The sequence below is a fragment of the Verrucomicrobiia bacterium genome (assembly GCA_019634635.1).
Lineage (GTDB): Bacteria > Verrucomicrobiota > Verrucomicrobiia > Limisphaerales > UBA9464 > UBA9464.
On the sequence record JAHCBB010000010.1, the window covers coordinates 117,036 to 131,728 of the forward strand.

The 14,693-nt window shown below is 66.7% G+C and carries 10 protein-coding genes; 2 read left to right on the top strand and 8 right to left on the bottom strand.

All coding sequences use genetic code 11. The features are described 5' to 3' along the window. Nucleotides 1-22: 22 nt before the first annotated feature. The 6 genes from KF791_09250 to KF791_09275 form a co-directional block, all read right to left on the bottom strand. Nucleotides 23-451 carry a hypothetical protein gene (locus tag KF791_09250; protein ID MBX3732769.1) on the bottom strand — a complete coding sequence of 143 codons (429 nt, stop codon included), beginning with the start codon at nucleotides 449-451 and terminating at the stop codon, nucleotides 23-25. Beyond that, the gene (locus tag KF791_09255; protein MBX3732770.1) at nucleotides 448-1,935 is read right to left on the bottom strand and encodes an efflux transporter outer membrane subunit; all 1,488 of its coding nucleotides are present in this window, start codon (nucleotides 1,933-1,935) and stop codon (nucleotides 448-450) included. The genes KF791_09250 and KF791_09255 overlap by 4 nt, the downstream gene beginning before the upstream one ends. Then, the gene (locus tag KF791_09260; protein MBX3732771.1) at nucleotides 1,932-5,081 is read right to left on the bottom strand and encodes a multidrug efflux RND transporter permease subunit; all 3,150 of its coding nucleotides are present in this window, start codon (nucleotides 5,079-5,081) and stop codon (nucleotides 1,932-1,934) included. Before KF791_09260 ends, KF791_09255 begins: the two co-directional genes overlap by 4 nt. Before the next feature lie 3 nt (nucleotides 5,082-5,084). After that, the gene (locus KF791_09265; GenBank protein MBX3732772.1) at nucleotides 5,085-6,260 is read right to left on the bottom strand and encodes an efflux RND transporter periplasmic adaptor subunit; all 1,176 of its coding nucleotides are present in this window, start codon (nucleotides 6,258-6,260) and stop codon (nucleotides 5,085-5,087) included. 38 nt (nucleotides 6,261-6,298) lie between these two features. Continuing rightward, complete coding sequence (locus KF791_09270; GenBank protein MBX3732773.1) at nucleotides 6,299-8,383, bottom strand: glycogen-debranching protein; 2,085 nt, start codon at nucleotides 8,381-8,383, stop codon at nucleotides 6,299-6,301. Nucleotides 8,384-8,738: 355 nt separating this feature from the next. Beyond that, entirely contained in the window at nucleotides 8,739-9,383 is a 645-nt protein-coding gene (locus KF791_09275) for an arylesterase (GenBank protein MBX3732774.1), read from the bottom strand. 183 nt (nucleotides 9,384-9,566) lie between these two features. On the opposite strand from KF791_09275, the gene KF791_09280 reads away from it, so the two are divergent. Both KF791_09280 and KF791_09285 read left to right on the top strand, forming a co-directional pair. Continuing rightward, nucleotides 9,567-11,432 (top strand): GNAT family N-acetyltransferase, encoded by a 1,866-nt coding sequence (locus KF791_09280; GenBank protein MBX3732775.1) that lies wholly within the window; start codon nucleotides 9,567-9,569, stop codon nucleotides 11,430-11,432. A 127-nt stretch (nucleotides 11,433-11,559) separates the two neighbouring features. After that, nucleotides 11,560-12,156 (top strand): hypothetical protein, encoded by a 597-nt coding sequence (locus tag KF791_09285; GenBank protein MBX3732776.1) that lies wholly within the window; start codon nucleotides 11,560-11,562, stop codon nucleotides 12,154-12,156. Nucleotides 12,157-12,279: 123 nt separating this feature from the next. On the opposite strand, the gene KF791_09290 is transcribed toward KF791_09285, so the two are convergent. Further along, nucleotides 12,280-12,990 (bottom strand): hypothetical protein, encoded by a 711-nt coding sequence (locus KF791_09290; protein MBX3732777.1) that lies wholly within the window; start codon nucleotides 12,988-12,990, stop codon nucleotides 12,280-12,282. Nucleotides 12,991-13,187: 197 nt separating this feature from the next. Next, nucleotides 13,188-14,510, bottom strand: a complete 1,323-nt coding sequence (locus KF791_09295; protein MBX3732778.1) for a hypothetical protein — start codon at nucleotides 14,508-14,510, stop codon at nucleotides 13,188-13,190. Between the last annotated feature and the right edge of the window lie 183 nt (nucleotides 14,511-14,693).

A 14,693-nucleotide genomic window follows, 5' to 3' on the forward strand; every position in this document is an offset into this window, starting at 1 on the left:
GATGGGGGTGTTCCGGGGGGTGTCAGCGGGAGCTGCCGGAGGCATTCGGCGAGGTCCGGACGCCCGCCTCAATGGCGGCACGCAGGTCGTCCGGCTCCGTTTCCGCGGCGGGCGCCTCCGGGGTCCCGGGCCGAAGGACCTCCACCTTGGGAGGCAGCCCGTGCATCAGGGTCATCACCTCCGCCGCGGTGCCGAACACGAACTCGGCGCGGCGCTCGGTCTTCGGAAGACGGTAGAAATGACTGAGGGAAAGCCATTTGCCGCCCCGGCCGAGGATGAATTCGTCCGGACGGCACTTGGGGTCCTGAGGGTCGAACCCGCGCTGCATGACGACGTACGGGCCGCCGTGGTCCTGTGGCTGGATCAGGGCGGCGTCGCGCCAGGACGCCAGGCTGCCCAAGCGGACATCCTGGAAGTTGTTGGTGATGTTTCGGAGGTCGAGGTCGCTCATGGGGTCTCGGGGTTTGAAGCAGTGGCTGCCGACACGGTGATCGCGGCATCCGGTGGCGGCGGGGTCCAGCCGCCGCCGAGGGCACGGTAGAGTTGTACCACGCTCAGCAACTCGTTGCCCAGCGCCTGGGCCAGGTCGAGTTCGGCGGTGAACAGTTCCTGTTCACTGTAGAGGACCTCCAGGTAGCTGGTCACCCCGCCGTCGTAGCGGATGTTGGCCATTTCGGCGGCATCCCGCCGTGCCTGGGTATTCTCCTCCTGGCGTTGGGTGAACTCGCGCGTCCGCTGGTATTGGACGAGCGCATCGGAAACATCCCGGAAGGCGCCCTGGACGGACTGGCGGTACCCGGCGAGCGCCTCGTCAAACCGTGCCTTGGCGAGTCGGTATTGTCCGGTCAACCGGCCCCCGGTGAACAGCGGAACGGACACCGTCGGGCCGAACTGCCAGACCCGTGCCGGACTGGTGAACAGATCGCTGAGGGAGACGCTCTGGTAGCCGAAGGCGCCGGTCAGTGTCAGTTGCGGGAAGAAGGCCGCCTTGGCCTCGCCGATGTCCGCATTGGCGGCGATGAGGAGGTCCTCGGCCTGTCGGAGATCCGGGCGCCGCTCCAGGAGGGCCGACGGCAATCCGGGCGGCACCTCGCTGCGCAGGGGTTGGCTGCGGAGCGGGACCCCCCGCTGGATCGGTCCGGGGTTGCGTCCGAGGAGGAAGCTCAGCGCGTTCTCCTGCTGTTCCTGGCGGCGGAGGACGTCCACAATGGTGGCTTCGGCCCCGGCCACGAGGGTTCGCGCCTGATGGACGTCCTGGAGCGAGGCAATGCCCCCGGTGACGCGGGCCTGGGTGAGGGCCAGGGAGTTGGTGCGGACGGCGTAGGTGCGGCGGGAGATCTCCAGCTCGTAATCCAACTGCAGCAGGGTCAGGTAGGCGGAGGCGACATCCGCGACGAGGGTCTGACGCACCGTGTCCTGGGCGGCCTCGGTGGCCAGGAGCCGGGCACGGGCGGCCTGGTTGGCCCGCCGGATGCGGCCCCAAAGGTCCACCTCATACGTCGCCATGGAGCCGTACACGGTGCCGAACACCTCCTGTGGATTCATTCCCTCCGGCACCGGAGTGGGGCCAACCTCGGATACCCGCGCCATGGCGAGGTCGCCGCCGACCCCGACGGTTGGAAAGAAGCGCGAACGGACGATCCGTGTGGTCGCCTGCGCCTGGAGCACCCGGGCTGCGGCGATCTGGATGTCCCAGTTGTTCGTCAGCGCCTCTGCGACGTACACGAGGACCTGCGGGTCGCTGTAAACCTCCCACCACCCGAGGTCGCCGAAGGAGTTGGTGGCGGTGCCGCCACCGGGAACCGCGGTGGCGGCACGGAAGGCGGTGGGCGCGTCGAGTTTCGGGCGCGCGTAGTCGGGCCCGACGGCGCAGCCGCCGGCGATCAGGGCCACGCCCAGGAGGGCCCGCGGGATGGACGATCGGTGGGACTTCATGGCGTGGGGGACGTTCCCGCCGGCTTCGGTGTCTTGGAGCCGCGCTCGACGATCCGCTGCACGAACACGTAGCAGACCGGGATCAGGAAGAGTCCGATCAGCGTGGCGATGGACATGCCGAACACGACGCCCGTGCCCAGGGTGCTCCGGGATGCGGCCCCGGAGCCGGTCGCCAGCATCAGCGGCACGCACCCCAGAATGAAGGCGAACGACGTCATCAGGATGGGCCGCAGCCGCAGCCGCGAACCCTCCACCGCCGCGTCGAGAATTGCGACCCCCTCCTCGCGCTTCATCTTGGCGAATTCGACGATGAGGATGGCGTTCTTGGCCGACAGGCCGATGAGCATCACCAGGCCGATCTGCGCGTACACGTTCAGGTCGAAGCCGCGGACCAGCAGGCCGACCATCATGCCCAGGATGACCGTCGGGGTGGCCAGGAGCACCGCGAAGGGCAGTCCCCAGCTCTCGTACTGCGCGGCCAGCAGCAGGAAGACGAACAACACGGCCGCCCCGAAGATGACCGGTGCCTGGCCTTCGGACTTCTTTTCCTGGAGGGTGAGCCCGGACCATTCATAGCCGGTCTCGCCGGGCATCGTCTTCATGACCTCCTCGATGGCCCGGATGGCCTGCCCGGAACTGTAGCCCGGGGCGGACGCCCCCATGATTTCGGCCGAGTTGTACAGGTTGAAGCGGGAGACAAAGTTCGGTCCGCTGATCTTGCTGATCTGGACGAGCGTGCTGAGGGGCACCATGCCGCCCCCGCTGTTGCGGACGTAGAAATGACCGATGTCCGACGGCTGGCTGGTGAAGTCCGGCTCGGCCTGGAGGAAGACCTTGTAGACGCGGCCGAAGCGGACGAAGTCGTTGACGTAGAGACCGCTCAGGTAGGTCTGGAGTGTCTGGAAGATGCTGTCCACCGGCACGCCCAGGGCCCGGGCTTTTTCGCGGTCCAGTTCGACCTTCACCTGCGGCGTTGCGGGGTTGAAGGTGGTGCTGACGCGGGCGATCTCCGGGCGCCCGGCCACCGCCTGCTGCAGTTGCGCGACATAGCCGGCCAGTTGCTGGATGGAACCGCCGGAACGGTCCTGCAACTGCATGGTGAAACCGGAGACATTGCCGTAGCCCGGCAGGGGGGGCGGGCCGAACGCGAAGGCCCGGGCGCCGGGGATGGCCTCGAATTGCCTGTTCCAGTCGGCGACCAGCGCGCGGGCGTGGAGGGTCGGGGATTTGCGTTCCTCCCACGGTTCCAGGCCGACAAACATCATCCCCGAGTTGGGAAAGTTCAGCGAGTTGAGGATGTTGTATCCGGCGAGTCCCAGGGACGAGCGCACGCCCTTCGTGCCGGCGACGATCGTCTCCACCTGTTTGAGGATCTCGTCGGTCCGCTGGAGGGACGCTCCCTCGGGCAGTTGGACGGACACGAACAGGTAGCCCTTGTCCTCGTCCGGGATGAACCCGCCGGGCACGAACCGGCCCAGCAGCCAGATCCCGGCCACCACGGCCACGAGCAGGAGCATCGAGCGCACCGCCTTGCGGGTCAGTCCGCCGACGATGCCGCCGTAGCGGTTGCTCAGCCAGTCAAAGAACCGGTTGAACCCCCGGAAGAACGCCGCCACCGGCCCGCGGCCCGGCGTGGGCTTCCTGAGCATGAGGGCGCACAGGGCGGGACTGAGGGTCAGCGCGTTGATCACCGAGAACACCACGGCGACGGCGATGGTCAGCGCGAACTGGCTGTAGAGCTGGCCGGTCACGCCGTCCATGAAGGCGACGGGGACGAAGACGGCGCACAGGACCAATCCGATGGCCACGACCGGCCCCGAGACCTCCTTCATCGCGAGGCGCGTCGCCTCGACCGGTTCCTTGCCATGCTCCAGATGATGCTGCACGGCCTCGACGACCACGATGGCGTCGTCCACCACGATGCCGATGGCCAGCACCAGGCCGAACATGGTGAGCACGTTCACGCTGAAGCCCAGCGCCGGAAACAGGATGAAGGCCCCGAGGAGCGAGACGGGGACCGTGCACATCGGAATGATCGTCGCGCGGAAGCTCTGCAGGAAGACGTAGACGACGATGAGCACCAGGACGACCGCCTCGAACAACGTGTGGACGATCTCCTCCATTGAAGCCTTGATCGGGAGGGTGGAGTCCATCACCACGTCGTAGGCCATGTCCGGCGGGAACCGGGTCTTTGCGTCCTCGAGGATCGTCCGCACGTTGGCCGCGGTTTCGAGGGCGTTTGCACCCGGGGCGAGGTAGATGCCGAGGGCGCCCGCGGCGGACTGGCGTCCGGATTCGGTCAGCCGGCCGCGGAGATCGTACGTCTGCGCCCCGAGTTCCACGCGGCCGACATCCTTGATCTTGACCTGGGAGCCGTCGGGGTTGGAGCGGATGATGATGTCGGCGAACTCCTGGGGGTCCCTGAGGAGGCCGGCGGCGCGGACGTTGAACTGCATTTCCTGTCCGGGCGGTGCGGGTTCGGCCCCGATGCGGCCGGCGGGCGACTGGGCGTTCTGTTCCTTGATGGCGTTCTGGATGTCCGAGGGGGTGATGCCGAGCACCGCGAGCTTGTCGGGGCGCAGCCAGACGCGCATGGAGTAATCCTGGGCGGTGAAATTCTTCACGTCGCCCACGCCCCGGACGCGCTTGATGGCATCCACCAAGTTGATGTCGCAGTAATTTCCGAGGAACACCGCGTCGTAGGTGTTGTCGGGCGAATAGAGGCCGATCACCATCAGGATGTCCGGGCTGGACCGGTTGACGATCACCCCCTCCTGCTTGACCGCGGCCGGCAGTTGCGCCTCGGCCTGGCCGACGCGGTTCTGGGTGTTCACCTGCATGATGTCCACGTCCGTGCCGACGTCGAAATACACGTTCAGGGTGAGCTTGCCGTCGTTGGCGCTGTAGGATTGCTGGTAGAGCAGCTTGTCCACCCCGTTGACCTTGGATTCGATCGGGGTGGCCACCGATTCCATGACCGCCTCCGCCGCGGCGCCGCGATAGGTCGTGGTGACCTGGATCAGCGTCGGACTGACCGGCGGGTATTCGGAAATGGGCAGCCGCTTCAGGGAAATCAGGCCCACGATCACCGTCAGGATGGCGATCACCATCGCGACGATCGGGCGGCGGATGAAGAAGTCAGCCATGGGTCAGCGGGTGGTGGGGGCGGCTCCGGAGGACGCCGGTCCGGCGATGCGGACGGCCACGCCGTCCTGGACCTTTTGCAGTCCCTCGGTGACGACGCGGTCGCCGGCCCGGAGGCCCTCCAGGATCAGAGTCTCGCCGCCGATCTGCCGGCCCGGGGTGACGGATCGCCGGACGGCCTTGTCGTCGTCGCCGATGGTCCACACGTAGCTCCGCCCCTGCAGTTCGAGCAGGGCCCGTTCCGGGACCATCAGGCTGTTGGTGCGGCTTCCCAGGTCCACGCGGGCCCTCGCAAACATGCCGGGGCGCAGGATCTTGTCGGGATTTGGGAATTCGGCGCGCACCCGCAGGGTGCCGGTTTTCTGGTCCACGGCGCGGTCAATGAACACGACGCGCCCCGGTTCCGGGTGCAGGGATCCGTCGGACAGGACCAACCGCAGGGGCAGGTCGGCCAGCGTGCGTCCCGTCGCCTTCGCCTCCGCTTCGGTCCGCAGGAAGTCCACTTCGCTCACGGCGCAGTAGAACCAGATTGGGTCGAGCGTGGACATCGTGGCCATGAGCGTCGGCTGCCCCTTGCCGACCAGTTCCCCGACGGAGACCTGGCGGGCACCGATCAACCCGGTGATTGGTGCCCGCACGTCGCAGTATTCGAGGTCCAACAACGCGGCGTCCACGCGCGCCCGTGCCGAGATCACGGACGCCTTGCCGACGTCCACCGACGCGAGGGCATTGTCGAGATCCTGCTTGGGAACGGCGCGCACGGCGGCGAGCGGTTGGAGACGGTTGACGTCCGCCTCATACTTTTTGAGGGCGGCCTCGGCCTCGGCAAGCATGCCCTTGGCCGCGGCGAGGGTCTCTTCATAGGGGCGACGGTCCAACCGGAACAGCAGGTCTCCCTGCGTCACCTCGATGCCCTCGACGAAGGGCATCTCCTGGACAAAGGCCTCCACGCGCGCCCGGATTTCCACGTTTTGGGGGGAGTCCAGCGTGCCGATGATCTCGGCGGAAATCGGGGCATTGGTCGGCACGAGGGTGATCACCTCCACGGACGGGGGCTGCGGGGCGGCGACTTCCGGCTTCTTGCAGCCGCCCAGCGGCAGCAGGGCGGCGACGAGCAGGGCCGCGGCACGGCGGCACCGGTCTGGCGACGCGCGAAGGGGCGGGATGGGCGGTGCACTCATCGTACGGTCGGGTTCATGGCTGTTTCCCAAAGCGTCTTTCACGGCGGCGCCCCCGCAGTTTCCAGGACGACGACGCTCCGGGCGCGGATCGTGTGCGAACCGCGGTCCAGGGGGCGTTGGTCGTCCGGATCCGGAACATCCCCGGGGGGCGGTTCGGCGGTGTCCACCACCACCCGCCACGGCGAGGTCCCCGGCGGCGGCAGCAGGAACTCGCGATCGTCCCAATGGCCGTTGATCATCACGTAGAGATCCGAAACTCCGGCGGAGCCTCCTCGGAGCCGGTAGGCGAGATGGCGGGACTCGGGGCCCCAATCGGGGGTGCCGTCCGGGCCGCTCCATTCGACGTCGCTCCGCCAGAATGTCGGGCGCGCGATCGAAGGATGCGATTTTCGGAACGCGATCATCCGTTGAAAAAACCGGTGCACCTCCCGATGGGTCTCCAGCCGCGACCAGTCGAGCCAGGTTGTCTCGTTGTCCTGGTTGTAGGGATTGTTGTTACCCCCCTGGGTGTTCAGGAACTCGTCGCCGGCCGGGAACATGGGCACCCCGTTGGCCAGCATGAGGAGCGCGCAGACGTTTTTTGCCTGACGTCGCCGCAGGGCCACCACTCCGGCAGGGGCGCCGTCCTCCCCCTCCCATCCGCAGTTCCAGCTCCGGTTGTCCGGGGTGCCATCGGTGTTTCCGTGCCCGTTGGCCTCATTGTGACGCTGGTCATACGCCAGGAGATCATGCAGGCAGAAGCCGTCGTGGGCGGTGACAAAATTCACGCTCTGGTAGGGGCGACAGGTATCCCGCGGACCGTCGGGAAACAGGTCGTCGCTCCCGTAGAGGCGTCGCATGAGGGCGCCCACCCTCCCGCCCTCCCCCCGGACGAAGGAGCGGATGTCGTCGCGATACAGTCCGTTCCACTGCAGCCACATCATTCCGGGAAAGCCGCGTCCGAGCTGGTTGCTGCTGATGTCCCAGGCTTCCGCGACCAGGCGCAGGTTGAGCTGGCGGGCGAGAAAGCTGACTTCCGAGATGAGGGCCGATTCGTGCCGCCCCATCGTGCCGTCGTCGGCCCGGGAGAAGATGGACGCCAGATCGAAGCGGAAGCCATCAACTCCGAGCTGCCCGGCCCAGTAGGCCAGGCTCTGGAGGATGAGGACGCGCATGGCCGGATGACCGGTCCGGAGGGTGTTGCCGCATCCGGTGTCGTTCACATAGCGGCTGCGGTCGGCCTGCAGCAGGTAGTAGGCGTCGTTGTCAATGCCCCTGAAGCTGTAGGTGGGCCCCCGGGAATCCCCCTCGCTGGAGTGATTGTAGACCACGTCCATCCAGACCTCGATGCCGGCGGCGTGAAACGCCTCGACCATGCGGCGGAACTCGCCGGGGGCGTCTCCGGAGGCGGAATACGCGTGGTGGGGCGAAAAGAAGTGCAGGGTCATGTAACCCCAGTAGTTCCCCTCCTGGGGATCGAACTGTTGCACGGGCAACAGTTCCACGATCGTCACCCCGAGTTCCTTCAGGTACGGGATCTTGTCCACCAGTCCGTCAAAGGTGCCTCGGCGGGCTGCGGCCACGCCCGAGTTCTCCCGTGCGGTGAATCCCTTGACGTGCAGTTCGTAGATGATCGCCTCGGAGATGGGGTGCCTCGGGCCGCGCTGCATCGGGGACGGTTCCGGCCTGGGTTGCGGCAGGCGCCCGAGCGGCGCCCGCCCGACCGTCGGCTCTGCCGTGGCGCAGGCGTCCCGGGAATAACCGGGCGGAAAGAACACGGACGGTGCATAGGGATCGAGAAGCACCTTTCCTGCATCGAACCGGTGCCCCTGGTCCGGCGCCCAGGGCCCCTCGATGCGCCAGGCGTAGCAGCCGGCCCCCGCGAGTTCCCGGGCGGGCAGGCGGCAGTGCCAGAGGTTGCCCGACCGGTGGTCCGGATGCCGGAGCGGCACTTCGAGAAGCGGCGTTTCGGGCGCGGTCTCGGCGAACAGCAGCAGTGTCACCCGGTCCGCATGACGGGAATAGATCGAAAAGTTGAAGGCATCCTCACCGGGAATCCAGACGACGCCGAGGGGCCAAGGCTGCCCGCCGGCGGGGGTGGGGGCGGACCGGGGTGGCGGGGTTGACGGCGGCGTGGGGGCCATCGTCGGGGAGGATTTTTGCGGGGCCCTGGTGCGGTGCCCCACGGGGGAGCGGCCGGGCTTCATTGGGGGGACTCGCTCCGGCGTTCCCGGAAGCCCGTCATCCAGAACCTCTCGCCCGGGACCTCTTGCGGACGCCACGCCGGCGGCTTCTGCGCCAGGGGGTTCGATCCGCGAATCACGAGGAGATCCTTTCCTGCCGGATGAGCCCATGGAATTCGAAAATGTGCCGAAATTTCCGCAGGAGTTGGGAAACTGGCATGCCGGCACGAACGGCGGGTCGGATCCGGCAGCGCGGCGGCCGGCCTTCGGGCTTCGGGCTTCGGGCTTCGTCCGGGGGTGCCTGGCGTTCGCCTTCTCACCGTTTCCCGGATTTTCGGAGGACCGGTTCAAGGGTGATCCAGACATTGCTTGCGATCAGGCGATGTCCCGCGGCGGTGGGGTGGATCTGGTCCGGCAGATTCAACTCAGGGATCCCGCCAACGCCCTCCAACAGGAACGGAATCAGTTCGACTCCCTCCGCCCCGGCCACCTCGGGGAACACCTTCTGGAACCGGGAGCCATACGCTTCCCCCATGTTGGGGGGCATTTGCATGCCGGCGAGGAGGATCTCGACGCCGGGACGTTGTTCCCGCGCGCGGCGGACAATGCCCGTCAGGTTGGTGCGGGTTGCCTCCGGCGCGAGGCCCCGCAATCCATCGTTGCCCCCCAGTTCGATGAGCAGCACATCCACCGGACGCCGCAGCAGCCAGTCCAGCCGCCGCAGTCCGCCAGCGGTCGTATCGCCGCTGACCCCCGCGTTGACCACTGTCACGGGAAGGCCGGCCTCGTCGGCGAGTTCCTGAAGTCGTGCGGGAAACGACTCCGATGGGTCCACGCCATAGCCGGCGGCCAGGGAGTCCCCGAGGACCATCACCGTCCGGCGGGGGGCCGGCTCGTCGGCCGCGAGCCGGGTGGGGGCGGCCTGCGGAAGGCACCACGCCATCCACACGATCAGGAGCATTCGGTACACCCGGTCAAGGAGCGTGCCCGGGCCGGTGAAGTCAACCGGGGAAGCCGGGATGGTGGCCGCCGACGGGTGAAGGGGCGTGTCGCGGGGCATGGATCGGGAGTTCGGTGCTCGATCTTGTCAGGGGTCCGCGGGGTGGCTCCACTGGTCCCGATGTCTGCCCCGTCGCCTCCCTGGATGTCCGCCCGCGAGGCTTTGTCCTGCCTGGCCAGCGGCATGCGGGTGTTCATCGGATCCGGATGCGCCGCGCCGCAGGTCCTGGTGGAGGCCCTCGCGGCCCGGGCGTCCGAGGTGTTCGACGTGGAAGTGCTGCACATCCTCACGCACGGCGAGGCTCCGTACGCCCGGGAGGAACTTCGGGAGCATTTCCGCCAAAACTCCTTCTTCATCGGAGGCAACGTGCGATCCGCGGTCCAGTCCGGTCTGGCCGACTACACGCCGGTGTTCCTGTCGGAGATTCCCCGCCTGTTCCGGGAACGACGCATTCACCTCAACCTGGCCCTGGTGCAGGTCAGTCCACCGGATGCGCATGGGTTCTGCAGCTACGGGGTCTCCGTGGACGTGGTGAAGGCCGCCGTGGAGTCGGCGGACCATGTCATTGCCGAGGTGAATCCCCATGTGCCGCGCACGCTGGGCGACAGCTTCGTCCACGTGAGCGAACTGGACGCCCTGGTGAAGAGCGACCGGCCGCTGCTGGAGCATCCATCAGAACCGGAATCGCCCGAGGCGCAGCGGATTGCCGAATTCATCGAGACCCTGGTGCCCGACGGGGCCACGCTGCAAACCGGCATCGGCGCCATTCCCAGCGCGGTGCTCGGGGCGTTGATCGGCAAGCGGGATCTGGGGATGCACACCGAAATGCTCACCGAGGCCGTCGTGCCCCTCATTGAGGCCGGTGTGCTCAACGGTTCCCGCAAGACGCTCCTGCCGCGCAAGATTGTCACCAGTTTCTGCTTTGGCTCCCGGGCCTTCTACGACTACCTCGCCGACAATCCGGCGTTCGAGTTTCGTCCGACCGAGTTCACCAACGACCCGTTCCAGATCGCACGCAATGACCGGATGATCGCCATCAGCTCGGCGATCGAGGTGGACCTGACCGGACAGATTTGTGCGGACTCCATCGGGGGGCGTTTCTACAGCGGATTTGGGGGGCAGACGGATTTCATGCGCGGGGCAGCCCGCAGCCGGGAGGGTAAACCGATCATCGCCCTGCCGTCCGCCACGCGCGACGGCACCGTCTCGCGCATCACACCGATGCTGAAGCCGGGCGCCGGCGTCGTGACCACCCGTGCGGATGCCCACTATGTGGTCACCGAGTATGGGGTGGCATTCCTGCATGGCCGTTCGGTTCGGGAGCGGGCGCTCGCCCTGATCCATATCGCGCATCCGAAATTTCGCGATGAGTTGCTGCGCGAGGCGCGGGACCGTCGGCTGGTTCCCGCCGACCAGATCGCGCTGCCGGCCGGATTGCGCCCCTACCCGTTGAAGTACGAGGTCGAGCAGTTGCTGGAACCGGGTCTGGTCGCGCGGGTGCGTCCGATCCGGCCCACGGACGAACGATTGCTGAAGGAACTGTTTTACACGCACGAGCCTTCCACGATCTACCAACGATACTTTTCCGACCTGCGGCATCTGCCCAACGCGATGGTCCAGCGCCTCGTGACCCTGGATTATCGGGACGACATGGCGCTGGTGGCCCTGGTGCCGGATGGCGGGTCCGAGCGCCTGGTCGCGGTGGCACGATACCACCGCGATCCGGCGACCCAATGGGCCGAAATCGCCGTGGTGGTGCGCGAAAATTTCCGTCGCCGCGGGCTGGCCGCCTTTCTCCTGCGTCATCTCGCGCGCATCGCCGGGGAGCAGGGCATCGCTGGATTCCAGGCGACCGTCCTCCCCGAAAACCGGGCCATGTTCGGTCTGCTCCAGCGGCTTGCCGAGCCGGTCGAGGCCCGAAACCAGAACGGAACGAACGTCGTGCGGTTCCCGTTGTCGGCCATCCGTCCGGTGCCGGCGCCCGTCAAACACACGACGCCGGGGTCTTGAAGTTCGGGCCGGGCTGAAGCTCCCGGCACGGATGCCCCTCCTGGGAATTGCGAGAGCGGACTTGGACCCGTCCGGCAGGCCGGGAATCCTCATTGCTCCGGGAGACACCTTGGCGTAAGGGCCAGGGGTGTCCGAAACTGGTGACGGTTATCTGAAGGTCGAGGAACTGGATCCGAGTCTCCGGGAGGCTTTTGGTACGCCGCTGCCGGTGCTTCAGTTCGTGCCCAAGGTTGCGGTGCCGGCCGAGCTGCCGTCGGGCAGCTCATACTCGAGGCTTCGGGCCTTCGACCGGCGCGAGGTGGTTCTGGCCTGTGCCGATCAGACCTGGCTATGGCGGGTGGAATCGCTGCAATCGCTGTTCCGCGGCGACCGGCCGCCGCCAAACCTTGGGGACTATCCGGGCGAGTACGATCGCCCCATCTCGGTGCTCGAGTTGAGCGTCAGAGAACTTGCGGAAGTCGTCGGGGACCTTCGGGACGACGAATTGAGGGAGGTGTATTCCGCCCTGCGGAGGCGTCCGGACGGTGCCAGCCTCGGTCCCGTTCACGACTTCGTGTGGCAGGCATCGGCATTGATGCTGGGACTGCAGCCGCTCAGCCAGGGAGAATTTGGCGAGATCGTCGGACGCCTTGCCCGTTCGTGCCGCCGGTTCTCGCTGGGGCCGTCCTCCCGGAATTACTCGGCGATGCTTCGGGGGCTCTTCGGCAAAAACGCGCGGGCTTGATGGCCGGGACGAGACCGTGCAGGCGACCACCTGCGGGTCCACTTTCTTTGGCAATCCGAACGTTCCCGCACCGCGTGAGGTGAGCCACCATTGTTCTGTCCCCGTGTGCCCAACTTTGGGCGCTCAGGATCGCGTCCGAGAGCGACTGCGGGCCCGGCGCGCCAGCCCCAGGAGCCCGAGCAGGGCGCCCGCGAATCCGGCCGTCGCGGCGGGCTCGGGGATCTCCCCCCCGAGGCCGGCATCGCCGGTGAAGGAAATCCGGTCCAGCTTCAAATCGAAGAATTGTCCTTCGGTCCCGGCGAAGGCCAGGATGAGAAAGTCCACATCCGAGAGAAAGCCCGGCTGATAGTCGGCGAATGTGCGGACATCGAAGAAGCGGGAGATGCCGGCACCGGACACCAACTGCTGCTCAATGAGACCGGTCGTCTGGGTGCCGGATGCGCCCCGCAGTTCGATGGCCATGGATCCGATGCCAACGATGGAGAGGAAATCCAGCCGCAGGAACGGCGTGGCGGAAAGATCCGCGGTGAAGCTGTCATAGCCGAGGGAGGCAACGCTGCCCGACGCTGGCTCGGCAATGAACCCAAAGCTGCCCTGGAAGACCTGCACCTGGGCCATACCCGTGGCGGCACCGACGCTGAACGTGCGCGAGACGGTCTGTCCGAGACCATTGAGAACCTGGGTGGTGTCAATCGGGAAGGGGGGCGGCGCCGCGGTGTTCAGTTCGACGCTTTCGACCGAAAAGTCATCCACCAGTGCCGCCGCCAGGGCCTTCGAAGCGCCGAGGAGCAGGATGAGTCCGGGAATGAGCCATCGAAACGAGGGGGGATTCATCGGGGGAAATCAGCTGGAATGTGGATTGCATTCCCGGAGGAACGTGGCGGCAACGACGCGGTCCCGGCGGGAGGTAGTCTTGCGAGATGCTCCGGATCGGAGGGGCGAGCGTCAAGTCCGGGGGGCGGGAGTGGGCGATGGACGATGTCACCGTCGCGCGAACGAGGTTGGTGGGTGTTCCCCGTCGGGGTCCTCTGTCAGCGGTTGCTGCCGCTTGGGGTCGGCTCCGCAGTGAATTCTAGAATCCGGCTCGGGGCGTACGCGATCCAGAAATCCATGGAGCCCGCATTGGTGGAGACGTTGTACGTGAATTCCCGGTCGTCATCGCTGCCGCTCCAGGTGCCACTCGCGAACGCCTCTCCCGTGGAGGCGACGGCCCGGACGACGGTGAGATGCCACCGCCGCAGGTCGGGTTTTCCGCCGGCTTTTAATTGCAGGACGACGTCGCGTTTCGGCGAATCGCTGCGGTCCCTCCCCCACCGGGGAGTCCCAAGTCGGACGAGGGTGATCCGTTCACCATGCAGCATGTGGGTGCGCACCTCCGGCGCGGGTGCGGCGTCGTCCTGGATGGGAACCTTCTCGACATGCCAGATTTCGGATTCGGGGAAACCGGCGGTCTGGCAAAATTCGACCTGCATCTGCCACGGTTCGCCAGCGGGAAGTGGCCATTGGGAAAAACGGTTGTACGTCCGCTCACCGTCCCAGCCATGATTCCAACTGTTGCCGTCGCCTTCATTGCCGGTCGCATCGGCGACCCGCTGGACATGATAGGCGACCCAGTTGGTGGTGGGAGCGCCGCCTTGCCGCACCGAGAATTCGAGGTGGACACTGCGGTCGCGGGCCAGGTAGCGGTCGCCCGAGGCGGTGTTGGTCACAATCAGGAACGATTCCAACGTGGCCTGGAGGTCCCCGTTGGCAGCCGTCGCAGGCGCCGGGGGATGGGTCCACGGCGGGGTCTTGGAGCGGAAGCGGTTGGGAATGCGGAATTCATGCAGGAGGTTGCCTGGGTTCCATGGATCCGCATAGACCCGGAGCCGCAGCGTCGGACTGCGCCGTGGGAAAATTGCGAACCGATGGCCCTCGTAGAATCGGCCGTCGCCCGTTTTCCCGTTGAGGGTCATGAACCCAGCGTCTCCCGCAAAGTTGCCCTCGTCGTCGCCCATCAGCAGACCGAACGCCGGTTGGCCCGGGCCCGGGCTGGGCACAGAAGGGGACACCGTGATCCATGCGGTGAGGACCTTGTTGGTCCCGCTCCGAAGCATTGGGTGTGCTGGCGGCAACTTGAGCCGGCGCGCGACGGCATCCGGAACGAGGGATGCGAGTTGCTGCCACGGGGTGTCAAAGGGGTTTCTGTGCCGGGTGCCGCATTGCACCGACACCAATCTCAGGGTCACGCCGTTAGTGAGGGTGACCTCCTGGACGATCGGGCCGAAGTTGCCCGTCCTGGCGAGCCACACGAAGGCGCCCGCCAGCGCCGCGAACAGCACCATGGAGACGAACACCACCCTTGCGCGTGCCATGGTGCATTCAGGGATGAGCGTGGTGGGAAAATCAATGTCACGCGCGATCAGGGGCGATGAATCCGGTGGGTTGAATGGGAGCCTGTCTCCGAAGTGGCCGCTGAGCGTCGCGGCGTGGGTGCCGCACCTTTTGGTGGCAGGCTTGGAGAGGATCTCACGTCCGCGCCTGGAGCGCGGACGGCT

Coding starts and splice junctions, on each gene's coding strand:
- KF791_09250 (MBX3732769.1), bottom strand. CDS start 451: ATGAGCGACCTCGACCTCCGAAACATCACCAACAACTTCCAGGATGTC.
- KF791_09255 (MBX3732770.1), bottom strand. CDS start 1,935: ATGAAGTCCCACCGATCGTCCATCCCGCGGGCCCTCCTGGGCGTGGCC.
- KF791_09260 (MBX3732771.1), bottom strand. CDS start 5,081: ATGGCTGACTTCTTCATCCGCCGCCCGATCGTCGCGATGGTGATCGCC.
- KF791_09265 (MBX3732772.1), bottom strand. CDS start 6,260: ATGAGTGCACCGCCCATCCCGCCCCTTCGCGCGTCGCCAGACCGGTGC.
- KF791_09270 (MBX3732773.1), bottom strand. CDS start 8,383: ATGGCCCCCACGCCGCCGTCAACCCCGCCACCCCGGTCCGCCCCCACC.
- KF791_09275 (MBX3732774.1), bottom strand. CDS start 9,383: ATGCTCCTGATCGTGTGGATGGCGTGGTGCCTTCCGCAGGCCGCCCCC.
- KF791_09280 (MBX3732775.1), top strand. CDS start 9,567: ATGTCCGCCCGCGAGGCTTTGTCCTGCCTGGCCAGCGGCATGCGGGTG.
- KF791_09290 (MBX3732777.1), bottom strand. CDS start 12,990: ATGAATCCCCCCTCGTTTCGATGGCTCATTCCCGGACTCATCCTGCTC.
- KF791_09295 (MBX3732778.1), bottom strand. CDS start 14,510: ATGGCACGCGCAAGGGTGGTGTTCGTCTCCATGGTGCTGTTCGCGGCG.